The organism is Pseudomonas nitroreducens TX1, assembly GCF_000313755.1.
Taxonomy (GTDB): Bacteria; Pseudomonadota; Gammaproteobacteria; order Pseudomonadales; family Pseudomonadaceae; genus Pseudomonas; species Pseudomonas nitroreducens_A.
Genome location: NZ_AMZB01000116.1, coordinates 91,193 through 108,636 on the forward strand (window position 1 = coordinate 91,193; position 17,444 = coordinate 108,636).

Annotated in this window: 13 protein-coding genes; 8 read left to right on the top strand and 5 right to left on the bottom strand. The window is 65.9% G+C overall.

The genetic code is table 11. From position 1 onward, the window contains the following. The first annotated feature begins 51 nt into the window (after nt 1-51). Genes C167_RS0116210 through C167_RS0116240 form a run of 7 tightly spaced genes read left to right on the top strand, consistent with a single transcriptional unit; the run spans nt 52 to nt 8,001 of the window. Nucleotides 52-1,011 carry an AAA family ATPase gene (locus C167_RS0116210; RefSeq protein WP_017519334.1) on the top strand — a complete coding sequence of 320 codons (960 nt, stop codon included), beginning with the start codon at nt 52-54 and terminating at the stop codon, nt 1,009-1,011. A 1-nt stretch (nt 1,012) separates the two neighbouring features. After that, entirely contained in the window at nt 1,013-1,957 is a 945-nt protein-coding gene (locus C167_RS0116215) for a DUF58 domain-containing protein (RefSeq protein ID WP_017519335.1), read from the top strand. Continuing rightward, entirely contained in the window at nt 1,954-2,451 is a 498-nt protein-coding gene (locus C167_RS0116220; protein WP_017519336.1) for a DUF4381 domain-containing protein, read from the top strand. Before C167_RS0116215 ends, C167_RS0116220 begins: the two co-directional genes overlap by 4 nt. Continuing rightward, entirely contained in the window at nt 2,444-3,478 is a 1,035-nt protein-coding gene (locus tag C167_RS0116225) for a vWA domain-containing protein (RefSeq protein WP_017519337.1), read from the top strand. Before C167_RS0116220 ends, C167_RS0116225 begins: the two co-directional genes overlap by 8 nt. Further along, nucleotides 3,475-5,235, top strand: coding sequence for a VWA domain-containing protein (locus C167_RS0116230; RefSeq protein WP_017519338.1), 1,761 nt, complete (start codon nt 3,475-3,477; stop codon nt 5,233-5,235). The genes C167_RS0116225 and C167_RS0116230 overlap by 4 nt, the downstream gene beginning before the upstream one ends. Then, entirely contained in the window at nt 5,232-6,875 is a 1,644-nt protein-coding gene (locus C167_RS0116235; RefSeq protein WP_017519339.1) for a BatD family protein, read from the top strand. Before C167_RS0116230 ends, C167_RS0116235 begins: the two co-directional genes overlap by 4 nt. 37 nt (nt 6,876-6,912) lie before the next feature. Continuing rightward, a complete protein-coding gene (locus C167_RS0116240; protein WP_017519340.1) occupies nt 6,913-8,001 on the top strand; it encodes a chlorophyllase/cutinase-like alpha/beta fold protein in 1,089 nt (362 codons plus the stop codon). Nucleotides 8,002-8,476: 475 nt separating this feature from the next. Here the strand turns inward: C167_RS0116240 and C167_RS0116245 are convergent, their stop codons facing one another. After that, a complete protein-coding gene (locus C167_RS0116245; protein ID WP_017519341.1) occupies nt 8,477-8,893 on the bottom strand; it encodes a carboxymuconolactone decarboxylase family protein in 417 nt (138 codons plus the stop codon). A 120-nt stretch (nt 8,894-9,013) separates the two neighbouring features. Between C167_RS0116245 and C167_RS0116250 the strand changes: the two genes are divergently transcribed. Continuing rightward, nucleotides 9,014-9,811 (top strand): cyclase family protein, encoded by a 798-nt coding sequence (locus C167_RS0116250; protein WP_017519342.1) that lies wholly within the window; start codon nt 9,014-9,016, stop codon nt 9,809-9,811. A 240-nt stretch (nt 9,812-10,051) separates the two neighbouring features. On the opposite strand, the gene C167_RS0116255 is transcribed toward C167_RS0116250, so the two are convergent. The 4 genes from C167_RS0116255 to C167_RS0116270 all read right to left on the bottom strand — a co-directional run bounded on the left by C167_RS0116255 (nt 10,052) and on the right by C167_RS0116270 (nt 17,268). Continuing rightward, a complete protein-coding gene (locus C167_RS0116255) occupies nt 10,052-12,433 on the bottom strand; it encodes an efflux RND transporter permease subunit (protein ID WP_017519343.1) in 2,382 nt (793 codons plus the stop codon). Nucleotides 12,434-12,447: 14 nt separating this feature from the next. Continuing rightward, the gene (locus C167_RS0116260; protein WP_026079103.1) at nt 12,448-13,530 is read right to left on the bottom strand and encodes a WD40/YVTN/BNR-like repeat-containing protein; all 1,083 of its coding nucleotides are present in this window, start codon (nt 13,528-13,530) and stop codon (nt 12,448-12,450) included. A 337-nt stretch (nt 13,531-13,867) separates the two neighbouring features. After that, entirely contained in the window at nt 13,868-15,235 is a 1,368-nt protein-coding gene (locus C167_RS0116265) for a DUF1329 domain-containing protein (protein ID WP_017519345.1), read from the bottom strand. Between the two features lie 65 nt (nt 15,236-15,300). Continuing rightward, nucleotides 15,301-17,268, bottom strand: a complete 1,968-nt coding sequence (locus C167_RS0116270) for a DUF1302 domain-containing protein (protein WP_017519346.1) — start codon at nt 17,266-17,268, stop codon at nt 15,301-15,303. Between the last annotated feature and the right edge of the window lie 176 nt (nt 17,269-17,444).

Consider the following 17,444-nt stretch of genomic DNA (forward strand, 5'->3'; position numbering starts at 1 on the left):
GTAAAATAGGCGGCCCGACAGCCCCACCCTTAGTCCCAGGAAATCCACGCGATGGAACATCGTGAGTCGCTCCTTGCACTGCGCCAGTATCTCTCCAGCCAGATCCTCGGCCAGGAAAAGCTCATCGAGCGGCTGCTCATCGCCCTGATCGCCGATGGCCACCTGCTGGTGGAGGGCGCGCCGGGTCTGGCCAAGACCAAGGCCATCAAGGATCTGGCCGAGGGCCTGGAGGCCGACTTCCACCGCATCCAGTTCACTCCGGACCTGCTCCCTGCCGACATCACCGGCACCGAGATCTATCGCCCGGAAAACGGCAGCTTCGTGTTCCAGCAGGGACCGATCTTCCACCACCTGGTGCTGGCCGATGAAATCAACCGCGCGCCGGCCAAGGTGCAGTCCGCCCTGCTCGAAGCCATGGCCGAGCGCCAGGTCAGCGTGGGGCGCAGCACCTACGACCTGCCGCCGCTGTTCCTGGTGATGGCGACGCAGAACCCTATCGAGCAGGAAGGCACCTACCCGCTGCCCGAGGCGCAGCTCGACCGCTTCCTCATGCATGTGAAGATCGGCTATCCGGAGGCCTCCGTGGAACGCCGCATCCTCCAGCAGGCCCGCGGCGAAGCGCTGCACGGCGAGACCAAGCCGGAGCGCCGGGTCACCCAGGAAGCCATCTTCGCCGCCCGCCAGGAAATCCTCGGCCTGTACATGGCCGATGCCGTGGAGGAGTACCTGGTGCAGTTGATCATGGCCACGCGCACCCCGGCCAAGTACGACGCCGAACTGGCCGAGTGGCTGTCCTACGGCGCCAGCCCGCGCGGCTCCATCGCCCTGGACCGTTGCGCACGCGCCCATGCCTGGCTGGCCGGGCGCGACTTCGTCAGCCCCGAGGACATCCAGGCGATGCTCTTCGACGTGCTGCGCCATCGCCTGATCCTCACCTTCGAGGCGGAAGCCGCCGGGATCGACCAGGACCGCGTGGTCCAGCGCATCCTCGACGTGGTCGCCGTCGCCTGACATGCACAACGTCCTGGCGCCCGGCGTGGCCGTCTCGCTCGGCGAGCTGATCGAGATCCGTCACCGCCTGCGTGAAGTCCAGCTGTTCTCCACGCCCTCGCGGCGCAGCCCGCTGATCGGCCTGCACCACTCGCGCCTGCGCGGCCGTGGCGTGGACTTCGACCAGGTGCGCGTCTACCAGGCCGGCGACGACGTGCGCACCATCGACTGGCGTGTCACCGCACGCACCCAGGAGCCGCACACCAAGCTGTTCCATGAAGAACGCGAGCGTCCGGTGTTCGTGCTGGTCGAGCAGAGTGCCCGGCTGTTCTTCGGCTCCGGGCTGAGCTTCAAGTCCGTGCTCGCCGCCCGCGCCGCCGCTTTCGTCGGCTGGGCTGCGCTGGCGCACAACGACCGCATCGGCGGGCTGGTCTTCACCGACAGCGAATGCCATGAAATCAAGCCGCGCCGCAGCAAGCAGAGCCTGCTGCAGCTGTTCAACCTGATCGTGCGCGCCAACAACGCGTTGCTCGCCGGCTCCAACCTCAGCCACAGCGGCGACGGCTTCGGCATGGCCCTGCGCCGCGCCCGCGAGGTGCTGCGTCCCGGCAGCCTGATCATGGTGGTGTGCGACGAGCGCGCGCTCAGTGACGTCGCCGAACAACAGCTTTCCCTGCTGTCACGCCACACCGACCTGGTGATGCTGCCGGTCTCCGACCCGCTCGACCACGCATTGCCTGCCGCCGGGCTGTTGAGATTCGCCGAGGGTCAGGCGCAGCTGGAGCTGGACACCCACATCGACGAGCAACGCCTGGCCTACCGCGCCCTTGGCGAAGCCCGCCGCCAACGCTGGCAGCGCCTCGCCCTGCGCCTGGGCGTGCCGCTGCTGCCGCTGACCACCCAGGAAGAACTGGTGGAACAGCTGCGCAACCTGCTGGAACAGCACGAGCCGGGCTACGCGAAATGAATCCCCTCGACCAGTTGCAACCGCTGATCGAACCCGCCGCGGTGCCCTGGTGGCCGCCGGCGCCGGGCTGGTGGTTGCTCGCCGCGCTGCTGCCGTTGCTGCTCTGGCTGCTGTGGCGCAACCGCCAGCGCTGGCTGCCCAAGCGCAAGGCCAAGGTCGCCGCGGAGGCGCCACTGGACCCGCTTCGCGAAGCCGCGCTGGAAGAGCTCAAGCGCCTGCCGCGCCCCTACGACCACGCGCCGGCCGGCCCCTGGCTGCAAGCGCTGAACGGTCTGCTCAAGCGCCTGTCCCGCGCGCGCTGGCCGGAGAGCCACAGCCACACCCTGAGCGGCCGCGCCTGGCTGGCCTTCCTCGACACCCGCTGCCCGGCCGCCGGCCTGACCCGCTGGATGATCCTGGTGGAAGGCGGCTACCGCGCCGAGTGCAAGCTGGACGACAAGGCCATCGACGGTCTCGCCGCCGCGGTGGAAACCTGGGTGCGCAAGCATGTTTGAGTTCGCCTGGCCCTGGATCTTCCTGCTCGCCCCGCTGCCCTGGGTGATGCGCCTCGTCCTGCCGCCGGCCGACAACGGCGAGGCGGCGATCAAGGTCAGCTTCCTCAAGGAACTCGAGGGCCTCGCCGGCCGCCGGGCCCGCGCACGCCTGCCGGCCTGGCGCCAACAGGCGCCCTTCGCCCTGCTCTGGCTGTGCCTGCTGCTGGCCGCTGCGCGCCCGCAATGGGTCGGCGAGCCGCTGCCGATCCCGGCTACCGGCCGCGACCTGCTGGTCGCGGTGGACGTTTCCGGCTCCATGGATTACGTCGACATGACCTGGGACGGCGCGGAAGTCAGCCGCCTTGACCTGGTAAAGAGGCTCTTCGGTGACTTTATCGAGAGCCGCCGGGGCGATCGCGTCGGGCTGATCCTGTTCGGCACCCGCGCGTACCTGCAGGCACCGCTGACCTTCGACCGCCATACCGTGCGCATCTGGCTGGACGAGGCGCTGATCGGTATCGCCGGCAAGGACACCGCCCTGGGCGATGCCATGGGTCTTGCGGTCAAGCGGCTGCGCCAGCGCCCGGCCGAGAGCCGCGTATTGGTACTGATCACCGACGGCGCCAACACCGCCGGCGAGATTTCCCCGCAGACCGCCGCCAGGCTGGCGGCCCAGGAACAGGTGAAGGTCTACACCATCGGCATCGGCGCCGATCCCAAGCAAGGGGGCGTCGTCGGGCTGTTCGGCCTCAATCCGGGTCTGGACCTGGACGAACCCACGCTCAAGGCCATCGCCGAAAGCACCGGCGGTGAGTACTTCCGCGCGCGCAACGGCGAAGAGCTGCAACGCATCTCCGAAAGCCTCGACCAGCTCGAGCCGGTGGAACAGAAGCCGACCCAGGCGCGCCCCGCCATCGCGCTGTACCGCTGGCCGCTGCTGCTGGCGTTGATGATCAGCGCCGCGCTCGTGGTCGGTACCCTCTGGCCGCCCGAGGACTGGCGCTGGCCGGCCTGGATGGCGCGCCTGCAGAAGGAGCGCCGGCCATGAGCCACGTCTGGCCGCATCTGTTGCACCCGCTCTGGCTGATCCTGCTGCTGCCGCTGGGCTGGCTGCTGTGGAAGCTCTGGCACCGCGAACGCCGCGCCGGCCGCTGGCAACTGCTGCTGCCCCAGGCATTCCATCCGTGGTTGCTGTCCGGCGGCAACGGTCGCCATGAGCGCCGCCCGTGGATCTACCTCGGTATTGCCTGGCTGCTGGCCGTGCTCGCGCTGCTCGGCCCGAGCTGGGAGCAGGTCGAGCAACCGACCCTGGAGCGCAGCGACCCGCTGGTGGTGGTGCTGGAGCTCACTCCGCAGATGCTCGCCACCGACCTCAAGCCGACCCGTCTGGAGCAGGCCCGGCACAAACTGCTCGACCTGCTGCAGAGCCGCAGCGACGCGCAGACCGCCATCGTCGTCTACGCCGGCAGCGCCCACACGCTGGTGCCGCTGTCCAATGACCTGGGCACTGCGCGCAATCTGCTGGATGCCCTCAAGCCGTCGATCATGCCCGAGCCGGGCCAGCGCGCCGACCTTGCCGTGGCCCAGGCGCGCCGCCTGCTGGACAATGGCGCGCAGGGCAACGGTCGAATCCTGCTGGTCACCAGCGCACTGGACGCCCGCGAGCGCCAGGGCATCCGCCAGGCACTCAAAGGCAAGGGCAAGGATCTGCTGCTGCTCGCCGTGGGCACCCCCGGCGGCGCCCCCATCGCCCAGGAAGACGGCACCTTCCTCAAGGACGACCAGGGCAACATCCTCGTGCCGCGCCTTGACGAGAGCTCGCTACGCACCTTCGCCACCGACATGGGCGGACGCTTCCAGCGCTTGCGCACCAGCAGCAGCGACCTGCGCTCCCTCGGCCTGCTGGACAGCACCCAGGGTCTTCAGGTGAGCGAGGAAGATGCCCTGCTGCGCCTGCAACGCTGGGCCGACCAGGGCTACTGGCTGCTGTTGCCGCTGCTCCTGCTCGCCGCCTGCGCCGGCCGCCGCGGCTGGTTGTTCTGCCTGCCGCTGTTGCTGCCGCTGTTGTGGGCGCCGCCGCAGGATGCCAACGCCTTCGAGCCCAATGACCTCTGGCTGCGGCCGGACCAGCAGGGCCAGCGCCTGCTCGACGCCGGACACCCAGCCGAAGCCGCCGAGCGCTTCGACGACTTCCGCTGGAAGGGCCTGGCGCTGTACCGCGCCGGCGATTACGTCGACGCCGCCCAGGCCTTCGCCCATGGAGACGAAGCCGCCGACCACTACAACCGCGGCAATGCCCTGGCGAAACAGAACGAGCTGGAAGCTGCCATCGACGCCTACGACCAGGCCCTGGAGCGCGACCCCGAGCTGGAATCGGCCAAGCGCAACAAGGCACTGCTCGAAGACCTGCTGCGCCAGCGCAAGGAAAATCCCACAGGCGATGGCAAGGACCAGCCCTTGCAGCAGAATCAGGACCCTGCCCAGAACAACGACCCGCAGGCCGCCCAGCCGCAGGATCAGCAGCAGGACGACGAACACTCCGGCGAGCGCGACTCGCGGCCGGCGCCAGCGGCGAACAACCCTTCTCAGGAGGCTGATCGCCCCTCCGCCAGCACGAGCGACAAACCCGGCGAACACGCCGGCGAAGAACAGGAAACCAACCCGGAAGAAGCCGGTCCACTAGGGGATGAGCGCCGTCAGGCCCTGGAACAGTGGCTGCGGCAGATTCCCGACGACCCGTCCGAACTGTTGCGCCGCAAGTTCTGGTACCAGCAACAGCAGCAGCGCCAGGAACCCACCCCATGAAAAGGCTGATCTGCCTGACCCTGCTCTGCCTGGCCGCGATGCGCGCCGAAGCCAGCTTCACTGCCAGTGTTGACCGCGCGCGCCTGACTGCAGGCGAGAGCGTCGAACTGACGCTGGAGTCGGATGACCCCACGCTGTTCGGCAAGCCCGACCTGAAGCCGCTGGACGAGCGCTTCGTGGTACTCGGCACTCGCCAGGTCAACCGCCTGACCACGCTCAACGGCAAGGCTCAGGCCACCACGCGCTGGATCATCACGCTGCAGCCGCGCAGCGAGGGCAAGGTGGAAATCCCGCCGATCCGCCTGGGCGGCAACGCCAGCGAACCGATCAGCCTGGACGTGCTCAAGGCCCAGGACAGCGCCGAGGGCCAGAAGCTCGCCCCGGTGTTCATCGATGCCAGCGTCGACCACGAGGAAAGCTGGGTGCAGGCGCAAGTGATCCTTACCCTGCGCATCTACCACTCGGTGTCGCTGTACGACGACAGCAGCCTCAGCCCACTGCGCATGAACGATGCGCGGGTCGAGCAGCTGGGCGAGCCGCGCACCTACGAGAAGGAAATCAACGGCGTCCGCCACGGTGTGATCGAAGTGCGCTATGCGATCTTCCCGCAGAAAAGTGGCACCCTGGAAATACCCGGCCAGACCTTCAACGCCACCCAGGCCGCGCAGCGCCGCAACGACGAGTACAACCCCTTCGGCCCGCCGCCGGGCAAGCAGGTGCGGGTGGTCTCGCCGAGCATCCCGCTGCAGGTCGACCCCAAGCCCGCCGACTATCCCAGGGACGCGCCCTGGCTGCCCGCCCGTTCGCTCAGCCTGACCGAGACCTGGAGCCCGCAGCCGGAGGAGGCCAAGGCCGGCGAGGCGCTGACCCGCAACATCATGCTGCGCGTGGAGGGGCTGTCCAGCGCCCAGCTGCCGCCTTTGCCGATCGCCCTGCCCGAAGGCCTGCGGCATTACCCGGACCAGCCCCAACTGGCCAACGAAAGCAGCGACCAGGGCATGATCGGCAGCCGCGAAGAGCGCGAGGCGCTGATCGCCGACAAGGCCGGCCCGGTGGAACTGCCGCCGGTGGAAATCGTCTGGTGGAATACCCAGGAACATCGTGTCGAACGCACCAGCCTGCCGGCCCGCACCCTGCAGGTCGCTGCCAACTCGCAGCTGGAGGAACACACCGAAGCCCCTGCCATTCCCGGCGAGACGGTCGTCAGCGATACATTGCTCTGGCCCTGGCAACTGGCCTGCGCACTGCTCAGCCTGACGACCCTCCTCGGCTTCGGCCTGTGGTGGCGAGCCCGCAGCCAGCCGGCGGTGATCCGCGCTGCGCAGGCTGGGCCGAGCACCCGCACGCTGCTCGACGAACTGCGCCGCGCCTGCCAGGCCAACGACCCCCACGCCACCCGCCAGGCGCTGGACGCCTGGGCCCGGCAGCAGCCGGAAACCCTGGCCGACATGGCGGCGCGCTTTGTGCCGCTGTCCGATGCGCTGGACGGCCTCAACGGCGCGCTCTACAGCGACAGCGAAGGTGGGCGCAACTGGCAGGGCGAAGACCTCTGGCGCGCCATCCGCACCCTGCCCGGCGCCGATCCGGACGCCCCGCCAGCGACGGAAGCCAGCAGCCTGCCGCCGCTCTACCCGCGCTGACGGCTATGCTGGAGGCATCCCCGCCAGAGGTGCCTCCATGCGTTGCAACCGGCTGATTTCCACGCTGGCCGCCGGCCTGCTGTCGATCTGCACTCTCTCCCTGAACGCCGCCCAGATCCTGCCGCCGCCCCAGCCACTGCAAGGCCCCGGCGGCTCGCACTATGTCCACGCCGATGTGCGCCAGTGGCACTTCGCGGCCAACGGCAACGAATACTGGGTATTCATCCCGGACCGCCCCGCCCCGTCCAGCGCGCCGGTGGTGGTTTTCACCCACGGCTGGAGCGTGATGCAGCCGGACCTGTACCGCGCCTGGATCGAGCACATCGTCCGCCGTGGCGCCATCCTCATCTACCCACGCTACCAGGCCACCCTGAAGACCCCGGCCGCGGAGTTCCTGCCCAACGCCGCCGACGCCGTGCGCCACGCCGTTGCCGATCTGCAGGCAGGCAAGCTGGGCGTGAAGCCGGAGCTGGAGCACGTGGCCTATGTCGGTCATTCGGCAGGTGGGCTGATCGCCAGCGGCCTGGCGGCGTCCTGGCAACGCCTGGGCGTACCCACGCCGCGCGCGCTGATGGCCGTGGAGCCGGGCAGGAGCAGCGGCCAGCGCTGGCGACAGGTGCCGCTGGAGCCGCTGGCGGACATTCCCGCCGGCACCCTGTTGCTGGCAATCTGTGGCGACGAGGACGAGCGCGTCGCCTGCGACGACGCCCGGCGCATCTACGGAGAAAGCACCCTGGTCGCGCCGCGCGACAAGGACCTGCTCCTGCTGCGCAGCGACCGCCACGGCAGCCCGCCGCTGCTGGCCAACCATGCCGCCCCCACTGCGCCGCGCTTCGACCCACGCTACCCGCCCAGCGACTCTTCCAGCTGGCTGCTCAATCGTGTGCAGGAACGTGTGAAGCAACGGCTCAAGCAGGGACAGCCCTCGGCGCACAATGCCCTGGCCATCGACGCAATGGACTGGTTCGGGCCGTGGAAGCTGTTCGATGCATTGTGCGACACCGCCTTTTACGGCCAGGACCGCGACTACGCCCTGGGCGGCGGACCGGCCCAGCTGTCCATGGGGCGCTGGAGCGACGGGACGCCGGTGAAGGCGATTCAGCGGTTGTCCCAATCCGTCCCCTGATGTTCCGGGCGCCTGGTGGGTTCGCGAGCAAGGGCCAGGCGCCCCCCCTCTTTCCTACGAAGAGCCCAACAGATCCGGCTTTGGCTCTTAGCGACTTCCAGAGAAATGTCCGCACGCGCCGAATGCCCCGTTCAGGAGGCCGAGCGGAAGCGGAGTTTCAGGGGTTGAGCGACATGGATGTCGCGAGAGCGGCGATGGGCCAGGGATGGCCCTTCGACGCGTGCCCCTGTAACTTCGCTGGAGCGAGGGCATTTTTTCGCCCCAAGCGAAAAACCGGATGTCCGGGGCAAGACCTTTGCCTACTTTGGGGCGTTTGCCAAAGTAGGTCGCCCGAGGGGGCGAAACAAGATGCATGGGCGTACGCTGAAGCGACGCAGAAACACACCAGTCGACGCAGCAAGCTGCAGGCCCTGCCAGCGGATCGCGGGCGTGGCCCGCTCCTACAGGGGAGTCACCGTGGGCGGAACCGATCCCATCAGCCGGCAGAGTTCTCCATCACCGCCCCCTTGAACACATCGTCCAGCGGCACCTGGTAGCCAATGGCGAGGCGGTTGGTCTCGTTGGCCATCGCAACGACCGCCATCAGCTCGCCGAGCATGGCGTCGTCCATTCCGGCCTTGCGCGCCGCGGCGCCATGGGAACCGATGCAGTAGTTGCAGTTGTTGGTGACGCTGACGGCAACATAGATCAGCTCCTTCACCAGCGGGTCCAGTTGCCCCGGCCCCATCACCTGCTTGAGGCTTTCCCAGGTGCGCTTCAGGGTCTGCGGGTGGTTGGCCAGCGCCTTCCAGAAGTTGTTAACCCAGTCGATCTTGCGGGTCGCCATGATGTCGTCGTAGACGGCACGGACCTCGGCGCTGGCGTCGGCGTATTCGATGAGCTGGAAGGACATGGAGGCTCCTGATGGAATAACGAAACAGAATAAGAAAAGTAGAATTCAGAATTGGATGACGGATCAGACGATGGAGAAAGATAAGGCGCTTTCTCCCATCCCCGTCAAGGAATCAGACTCATGCAACGCCTTCCCGCCCTGCTCTTCGCCGCCGCCCTGCTGCCCGCCGCGAGCCAGGCCGCCCAGCCCGGCCTGTGGGACACCTATGCCAGCCTCAAACAACACGACTGGATTGACCTGACCCATTCGTTCGACAGCAACACCCCGCACTGGAAAGGCTTCGAGCCCATGGGTCGCAAGACGCTCTACACCGTGGACAAGGACGGTTTCCAGGTGGAGCTGTACAGCCACGTCGGCCAGTGGGGCACCCACGTCGACCCGCCGGTGCACTTCCACAAGGGCCTGCGCAGCGTCGACCAGTTGGACGTGAAGGAGCAGTTCCTGCCACTGGTGGTGTTCGACATTCACGAGCAGGTGGCGAAGAACCCCGACTATGTGCTGAGCCTGGCCGATGTGAAGGCCTGGGAAGCCAAGCACGGCCCCGTTCCCCAAGGCGCCTTCGCGGCACTGCGTACCGACTGGTCGCAGCGCTGGCCGGACCAGGCGAAGATGCAGAACCAGGATGCCAAGGGCGTGGCGCACTATCCGGGCTGGAGCAAGGAAGCGCTGGTGTACCTCTACGAGACGCGCAAGATCACCGCGTCCGGACACGAGACCACCGACACCGATCCGGGCATCGCCACCAGCAAGGACGACTACTCGCTGGAGTCCTACATCCTGGGCACCAACCACTACCAGATCGAGCTGCTCGCCAACCTCGACAAGGTGCCCGAAGCCGGCGCGCTGGCGGTGGTGAGCTTCCCGAAGATAGCCAAAGGCACGGGCTTCCCGGCGCGGGTGTTTGCCATCCTGCCATAAAACCTGAGCTGCTCATGGGCGCGATGAGCCCCTCTCCCTAACCCTCTCCCTGGAGGGAGAGGGAACTGAGCGGCATCAAGCGAAACACCGAGTTGACCGGCAACTCCGCTGCGCCCCCTCTCCCTTCAGGGAGAGGGCTGGGGAGAGGGCGGCGCAGAATAAAGACGGATGCCCGAGCCAATGACGTAAACAAAAACCGCGGCCCAAGGCCGCGGTTTCCATTTACCGCTCGACAGTCGATCAGTGCACCAGGATCGACGCCTTCTTCTGACGCACCTTCTCCGGGTTGATCAGGAAGCGCGCCAGCGCCGGCAGCAGCCACAGTGCGCCGAACATGTTCCAGAGGAGCATGAAGGTCAGCATCAGGCCCATGTCGGCCTGGAACTTGATCGCCGAGAAGATCCAGGTGGCGACGCCGATGGCCAGGCACAGGCCGGTGAACAGCACCGCTTTACCGGTGGACTTCAGGGTCTCGTAGTAGGCCTCCTGAAGGGACAGGCCCTGGCGCAGGAAGGACTCCAGGCGGGTGTAGATGTAGATGCCGTAGTCCACGCCGATCCCCACGCCCAGGGCGATCACCGGCAGGGTCGCCACTTTCACGCCGATGCCCAGGGTGGCCATCAGCGCGTTGCCCAGCACCGAGGTGAGGATCAGCGGCAGCACGATGCACAGGGTCGCGGCGAAGGAGCGGAAGGTGATCAGGCACATCAGCGCCACGCAGATGTACACCAGGATCAGAATGGTCAGCTCCGAGTGCTTGATCACGTCGTTGGTGGCAGCCTCGATACCGGCGTTACCGGCAGCGAGCTTGAACTTCAGGTCGTCCTTCTCGTTGGCCTTGGCGAAGTCCTGAATAACCGCGACAGCACGGTCGAGAGTCTCGGCCTTGTGATCGTTGAGGAACACCAGCAGGGGCGCCAGCGAGCAGTTGCTGTTGAACAGGCCTTCGGCGCGGCTGATGGAGTTGTTCAGCACGTCCTGGTTGCGTGACAGCGACTCCCACTTCAGATTGCCTTCGTTCATGCCCTTGATCATCTGCTTGGAGACGGTGACCAGGGAGATCGCCGACTGCACGCCCTGGGTGTTCTCCAGGCGCCAGGCCAGATCGTCGATGGCGGACAGGGTCTTGTGGGTGGAGCAGCCTTCGGCCTCGGACGCGACCATCACCACCAGCACGTCGGAGCTGGTCGAGTAGTTGCGGATGATGAAGTCGTTGTCCAGGTTGTAGCGCGAGTCCGGACGCAGCTCCGGCGCGCCCTGGTCGAGGTCGCCGATTTTCAGGTGATGGCCCTGCCACATGCCGCCGGCGAACATCGCCAGGGCGATGACAACGGAGATCGGCGCCACGCTCGGGCTGGCGAAGTTGGACAGCGCGCGCCAGAAGGGATGGTCGCGGACGGCGTCTTCCTTGCTGCGCTGCACCGCCTTCTTGCTGATGCCGATGTAGGAGATGGCGACCGGCAGCAGGATCAGGTTGGTGAACACGATCACTGCCACGCCGATGGAGGCGCCGATGGCCAGTTCGCGGATCACGCCGATGTCGATCACCAGCAGGGTGATGAAGCCGACGGCGTCCGCGAGGATCGCGATCATGCCCGGCAGGAACAGCTGGCGGAAGGTACGGCGGGCAGCCAGCAGCGGGGTTTCCGCGTCACTGGACTGCAGGGCGATACCGTTGATCTTCTGCACGCCGTGGGAAATACCGATGGCAAAGATCAGGAACGGCACCAGCATCGAGTACGGGTCCAGCCCGAAGCCGATCAGGTGCAGGATGCCCAGCTGCCAGATCACCGCCACCAGCGTGGTGGACAGCACGGCGATGGTCGAGCGCACGCACTTGGTGAACCACAGCAGCAGCACCAGGGTGATGACGAAGCAGATACCGAAGAAGCCGACCACCATCAGCAGGCCGTCGATCAGGTCACCGACCTTCTTGGCGAAGCCGGTGATGTGGATCTTCACGTTGGGATTCTGCAGCTGGTACTTGTCGCGGATCTTTTCTTCCAGCTCATGGGAGAACTGGCGGTAATCCAGCTTCATCAGCTTGCCCTGGTCCTTCGGGTCCGGGTAGACCTCCAGCAGCGGCACGTCGACGATGCTCGACTTGAAGTTGTTGGCCACCAGGCGGCCGATCTGGCCGGACTTGAGCACGTTGTTGCGCAGCAGGTCCAGGGCCTTGGCGGAACCGTCGTAGGTCTGCGGGATCACTTCGCCACCGGCGAAGCCTTCCTCGGTCACCTCGGTCCAGCGCACACTCGGGCTCCACAGCGACTTCATGCCGGAGCGGTCGACGCCGGGGATGTAGAAGACCTCGTCATGGATCTGCCGCAGCGTCTCCATGTACTCCTTGGTGAAGATGTCGCCATTCACCGCTTCCACCGAGATGCGCACGGTGTTGCCAAGGTTGGCCAGGTCGTTGCGGTGCTCCAGCATGTTCTGGATGAACGGATGCTGCAGCGGAATCATCTTCTCGAAGCTGGTGGACGGACGCACCTGTGTGGCCGACCAGGCGAGAAAGAGGGTCACCAGCAGGCACGCGATGATCACGAACGGCCGGTGGGTGAAGATGATGCGTTCCAGGAAAGTCGCCTTGTCCTGTTGATGCTTGTTCAGAGCGTTCATTGCGGCTCCCCGGCTTATTGTTGTTCTGTCAGCTCGGCGCCGGTCGCCGAAGCCAGGTGGATACCGCCCTGGCCGACCAGGACCAGGTTGCCATTGCCCGCCGCGCTCACGCCCGCGAGGGACAAGCGGTCCGGACGGTTGACGACACTGAAGCTGACGCCGTCGTCCTTGCTCTCCAGTACGCTGCCGCCATGGCCGACGACGACGATGGTGCCGTCATCCAGCAGGCTGCCTTCGGAGAGGCCGAACTCCAGCTCGCCGCCGTTGGCGGTGGGCAGGCTGACCTGCTGCCAGGTGTCGCCGAAATCAGTGGAGCGGAACAGGTGCCCGCGCAGGCCGTATGCCAGGACGGTGCCGGCCTGGGTGGTGCCGGTGGCGCCGAACAGCGAGCCTTCGTAGGGGCCCTGGAGTTTTTCCCAGGTCTGGCCCCAGTCCTTGGAGCGGAACATGCTGCCCGCCTCGCCGACCACGAGCAGGCCGGAGTCCTTCACTGCCGCGATGGCGTTGAGGTGGAACTGGTCTTCGTTGTCCAGGCGGTCGCTGACGTCTTCCCAGTGCTGGCCGCCATCGGTGGTTTCCAGCAGCGCGCCATAGGCGCCCACGGCCATGCCGTGGCTCTCGTTCTGGAACCAGATGTCCAGCAGCGGCGCTTCGCGCTTCAAGTCCTCGAACTGGCGCACCCAGGTGGTACCGCCATCGGTGGTGGCCAGGACCTGGGCGTCGTGGCCGACGGCCCAGCCCTTCTTGTCGTTGACGAAAAATACCGAGGTCAGCAGCTGGCGGGTCGGCACGCTGGCCTGGGTCCAGCTCTTGCCTGCGTCGTCGGAATAGAGGATGTGCCCGTGGTCACCCACTGCGACCAGGCGCTTGCCGGCATGGGCGATGCTCAACAGCAGGCTGCTGGACGCCTTGGCGGAAACGATCGAGTTGGAATCGCTGGCGGCATCCGTGGCGGCAACGGCATGCAGCGGAGCCAGGGACATCATCAGGAAGGAAAACGCGCCGAGCAGGGAAACCGTCTTGCGCGACATCGCGAAGGAGCTTCGCACTCCCGATACGGGTTGCTTGCTCGAAGTGCGCCACAGGGGCTCACGCATATGCCTTTACCTCTTTTTCTTATGCAGGCGGTATGTAGTTTGGAGCTATATAGCCAGCCTTTTCCGGGGCTGACAATTAACGGCACGTTATCTTTTGTTAAGCCCGGAGCGCCTCACTCGAAAGGATGATTGCATTTTGCCACCTCCCCCGAAAGGCGCGGGGCTGAAGGGTCTGCGCGGGTTGAGCGGTAACACTTTTTGCTTCTGCCAGACGTCTTTCCTCAGGTTTCGACGATCCGGATAAAGCTCACCGAGACGCCGATGGCTTTCCTACAAAGGTTGCCGGTGGCCAATAAAAAACCCCGCCGAGGCGGGGCTTCCTGTTCACGCGACGACCTCAGCGAGTGCCGCGGCGACGCAGGGCGGACGGGCTGAAGTAGGAATCGTCAGGCACGGCCTGGCTGAAGTCGATGGTGCTCGGCTCTTCGTTATCCAGGTTCTGTACGTGGTAGCGACGGGCCTGCAGGTCGTGGAAGGTATCCAGGGCGGTCCAGGTGGTGGGCAGCTCGTAGTAGTTCTTCAGGTAGGCCAGCGATACGCGCCACAGCTCGCCGCGACCATCGTACTGGTCCACTTCGGCGGCGCCCCAGCTGTCCTCGTCGAGGAACAGCACGCGCTTGGAGTAGATGTGGCGCGCACCCGGCTTCAGGGTACCTTCGACGACCCACACGCGGTGCAGTTCGTAGCGGGTGTATTTCGGGTTCAGATGGCTGGGGGTCAGCAGATCCTTGTACTTAACCTCAGGGCTGGAAACCTTGTAGTTGTTGTACGGGATGTACATTTCCTTCTTGCCGATCAGCTTCCAGTCGTAGCGGTCCGGCGAGCCGTTGAACATGTCGGTGTCGTCGGCGGTGCGCAGGCCGTCGGCGGCAGCGATCGGAGTGTCGTAGGCCAGGTTCGGCGCACGGCGTACGCGGCGCTGGCCGGCATTGTAGCCCCAGGCCTGACGCGGCTCCTTCACCTGATCGAGGGTCTCGTGCACCAGCGCGGCACCGCCGGCCAGGCGAGCCGGGCTCTTGGTGAACGACAGGTAGTAGAACAGCAGGTTGTTCAGGTCGGCGAAGCTCTTGCCCTGGATATAGTACTTGAACAGCGCTTCCTGCTGCGAGGTTACCAGCGAGTAGTCACCGTTGCGCTGCACGGCCACTTCGGACGCGCGACGCACGACGTAGGTACCGCGGTAGCGGGCGATGTGGTTCCACACTGCTTCCACACCGCTCTGCGGGATCGGGAACGGAATGCCGCCGAAGGCGTCGACGAAGCCATTGCCGCCCTCTGCCAGCTTGGCGCTGGTGGCGTTCTTCAGGGTGTTGTCGTACACCCACTGAGGCGCCGAACCACTGCGGCGGCTCGGGTACACCGGCATCTGGAAGGTGTCCGGGTAGGTGGCGAACAGTGCCAGGGTGCCCGGGGTCAGGTTGGCCTTGTACTGGTCCAGGTTGGCCTTGGTGATGGTGTACAGCGGCTTGTCGGCGGCGAACGGGTCGATGTGGTGCTGGCCCGGCTTGTAGCCGGCCGGCGCCTGGGTGATGCCACCGGTCCAGGCCGGGATGGTGCCGGCGGCGTTGCCGGCCTTCTCGGCGCCCAGCGGGGTCAGGCTCGACTGCAGCTTGGCCGCGTCCTGCGGGGAAACCGCCGCCAGAGCGCTGCCGGCGGACAGGGCCAGGGCCACGGCGGCGCCGACCAGGGTACGCATGTTGCGCATGTTGCTTCTCCGTGAGGGGCGCGCGGCAGCTCGGTGAGCGTGCCACGCGGCTTTGGATCTAATGGTTAGAACGAATACTTGACGTTGAAGCCGACGTTGTCGCGGTCGCGGCTGGCGTTGTTCTGCCCGGCGCCGTAGAACTCGGTGTACTGCAGCTCCGCTTCCAGGGCGTTCAGGTAGGTAGCCTTGACGCCCAGGGTGTAGGCCTTGCGGCCTTCGATGAAATTGCCGGTCTGGTAGGAGTTGCCTTCGAAGTCGTCCTTGTAGACGGCGTAGGGCGAGATGTTCACGCCGGCGAAGACGTCGTTCCAGGTACCCGACAGCAGCAGGGTGTAGCCATAGGCGTTCTTGTTCACCTGATCGTCGCGGTCGTAGCCGGAGATGTAGGCGCCGTTGCCGCGGCCGGAGTAGTAACGGGTGCTGCCGTCATACGCGGTGTACTGCAGGTCGCTGCCGCGCAGGTGCTCGGAAGCCAGTTCCGCGACGCCCATCAGCGAGTCGAAGGACAGCGACGGGCCGAAGTTGTAGATGGTGCCCAGGGAGGTGTTGAAGGCCTCGACGCGCTCGTAGTTGTGGATCTGGTCGCTCATCGAGACCTGGCCGCCGCCGATATTCACCGACTTGCCACTGGCCAGCCCCGGAGCCTGGACCAGCAGGTCGCCGAGCAGGTCGTTGGTGGTGGCGATGCCGATCGGCAGGTTCGGGCGGTAGGCCAGTTCACCGAACACCGAGGCGTCGCCCACGGTGGTGTTGAAACTGAAGCCGTACATGCGGATGTTCTCGACGTACTCGCGACGGGCATTGACCTGGTTGGCGACATCCACGGAGGTCGCGCCGTTGACCAGGCTCAGCACCTGGCCGGCCAGGGCGTTGCCGCTGCCTGCGGCGCTGACGAGTTGGTCGTAGGAGGTGAAGCCACCCACACCTGCCAACTGGTCGAGGTTCACGCCGGCGTAATCGCTGTTCAGGTCGGCGTAGATGGTCGGCTCTTTCGAGTGGTAATTGACGAAGTAGAAGCCGAACTCGGTGGAGTTCAGCTCTTCGGCCACATAGTGGAAGGCCACGCCGAACTGGCCGTCGTTCTTGGCGTTGATGTCCTTGCCGACATTGGCGACCTTGAACACGCCGTTGGAGTCCAGGTACTGCGTGCCCTGGAGACCGCCCACGTGCGCCGCGGAAAGCTGCGGATAGAGGCTCTGGAACAGCGGGTTGGAGAGCGCACCCACCGTGGTGTAGGCCGTGTTGCCGCCATCGGCGAACAGATCGGTCTCGGAGAAGAAGGTGCCGACCGGGTCGATACGGGTTTCTTTCCAGTTCCACTGGTAGAAGGCGTCCATCGACAGGTTGTCGGTCAGGCCGATGTTGAAGCTCGCGGCCTCGACCGGCATCAGCACTTCCTTCAGCTCGGAGCCCGGCAGGCGGAACTTGGCGGCGTCCACCGGGTTGGTGGTGTTCACGCCACCGCGGTAGAAGATGCCCTCGCCCCAGTTGAAGACCTGGCGGCCCAGGCGCGCGGTCAGCGGATGGTCAGCCACGTCCCAGTTGCCGTAGACGTAGGCATCGAGGATCTCGGCGCGGTTGCCGGCGGCGTCGCGGGTCTCGCTGGTGAAGCGGTTGCTGTTGGGATAGGTCTGACTCGGCTGCGCCGGATGGTTGTTGTCGTAGTAGTCGTTGCGCTTGTCCATGATCTGGGTGTCATAGAAAGCCGAGCCACGTACGAACAGACCGTAGTTCTTGTAGGTCGCTTCCAGGTCGGAAGTGATCTTGTACACCTCGGAAACCAGGCCGGTGTCGAAGTTGCGGTTGCCGTCGTTGCCGTTGATATCGTTGTTGGTCTTGTCCTGACCCTGTACACGCCAGAGAGTGCCGTAGGAAATGGTGCTGTCCAGCGAGCCGGAAACCTCGTTGTCGAGGAAGCTGAACTCGACGGCGGTCGCCTGGGCGGACATCAGCAGCGGCAGGATGCCTGCCAGGGCAAAGCCCGCACGAGCAGGCGCATAACGCAAGACAGGCTTGCGAACTGGGATTTCCATTTGGACTCACTCCATGGACTGATCATTCTTTGGCGGTGCCGCCACTGCGGGCGGTTCACCGTTTTCAGCCGTTACTCCACGGCCTTGTTGTCGTCGATCTGAAGGAAACTCCCCCAAGGTGCTCGACATGCCTCCCGCCCCATCGGACGGGCAAAGGCGAAGCGGGGTCCGGCGGT

Bases quoted from the DNA above. Each gene is read 5' to 3' on its own strand.
- C167_RS0116210 (WP_017519334.1), top strand. From the start codon at position 52: ATGGAACATCGTGAGTCGCTCCTTGCACTGCGCCAGTATCTCTCCAGC.
- C167_RS0116215 (WP_017519335.1), top strand. From the start codon at position 1,013: ATGCACAACGTCCTGGCGCCCGGCGTGGCCGTCTCGCTCGGCGAGCTG.
- C167_RS0116220 (WP_017519336.1), top strand. From the start codon at position 1,954: ATGAATCCCCTCGACCAGTTGCAACCGCTGATCGAACCCGCCGCGGTG.
- C167_RS0116225 (WP_017519337.1), top strand. From the start codon at position 2,444: ATGTTTGAGTTCGCCTGGCCCTGGATCTTCCTGCTCGCCCCGCTGCCC.
- C167_RS0116230 (WP_017519338.1), top strand. From the start codon at position 3,475: ATGAGCCACGTCTGGCCGCATCTGTTGCACCCGCTCTGGCTGATCCTG.
- C167_RS0116235 (WP_017519339.1), top strand. From the start codon at position 5,232: ATGAAAAGGCTGATCTGCCTGACCCTGCTCTGCCTGGCCGCGATGCGC.
- C167_RS0116240 (WP_017519340.1), top strand. From the start codon at position 6,913: ATGCGTTGCAACCGGCTGATTTCCACGCTGGCCGCCGGCCTGCTGTCG.
- C167_RS0116245 (WP_017519341.1), bottom strand. From the start codon at position 8,893: ATGTCCTTCCAGCTCATCGAATACGCCGACGCCAGCGCCGAGGTCCGT.
- C167_RS0116250 (WP_017519342.1), top strand. From the start codon at position 9,014: ATGCAACGCCTTCCCGCCCTGCTCTTCGCCGCCGCCCTGCTGCCCGCC.
- C167_RS0116255 (WP_017519343.1), bottom strand. From the start codon at position 12,433: ATGAACGCTCTGAACAAGCATCAACAGGACAAGGCGACTTTCCTGGAA.
- C167_RS0116260 (WP_026079103.1), bottom strand. From the start codon at position 13,530: ATGCGTGAGCCCCTGTGGCGCACTTCGAGCAAGCAACCCGTATCGGGA.
- C167_RS0116265 (WP_017519345.1), bottom strand. From the start codon at position 15,235: ATGCGCAACATGCGTACCCTGGTCGGCGCCGCCGTGGCCCTGGCCCTG.
- C167_RS0116270 (WP_017519346.1), bottom strand. From the start codon at position 17,268: ATGGAAATCCCAGTTCGCAAGCCTGTCTTGCGTTATGCGCCTGCTCGT.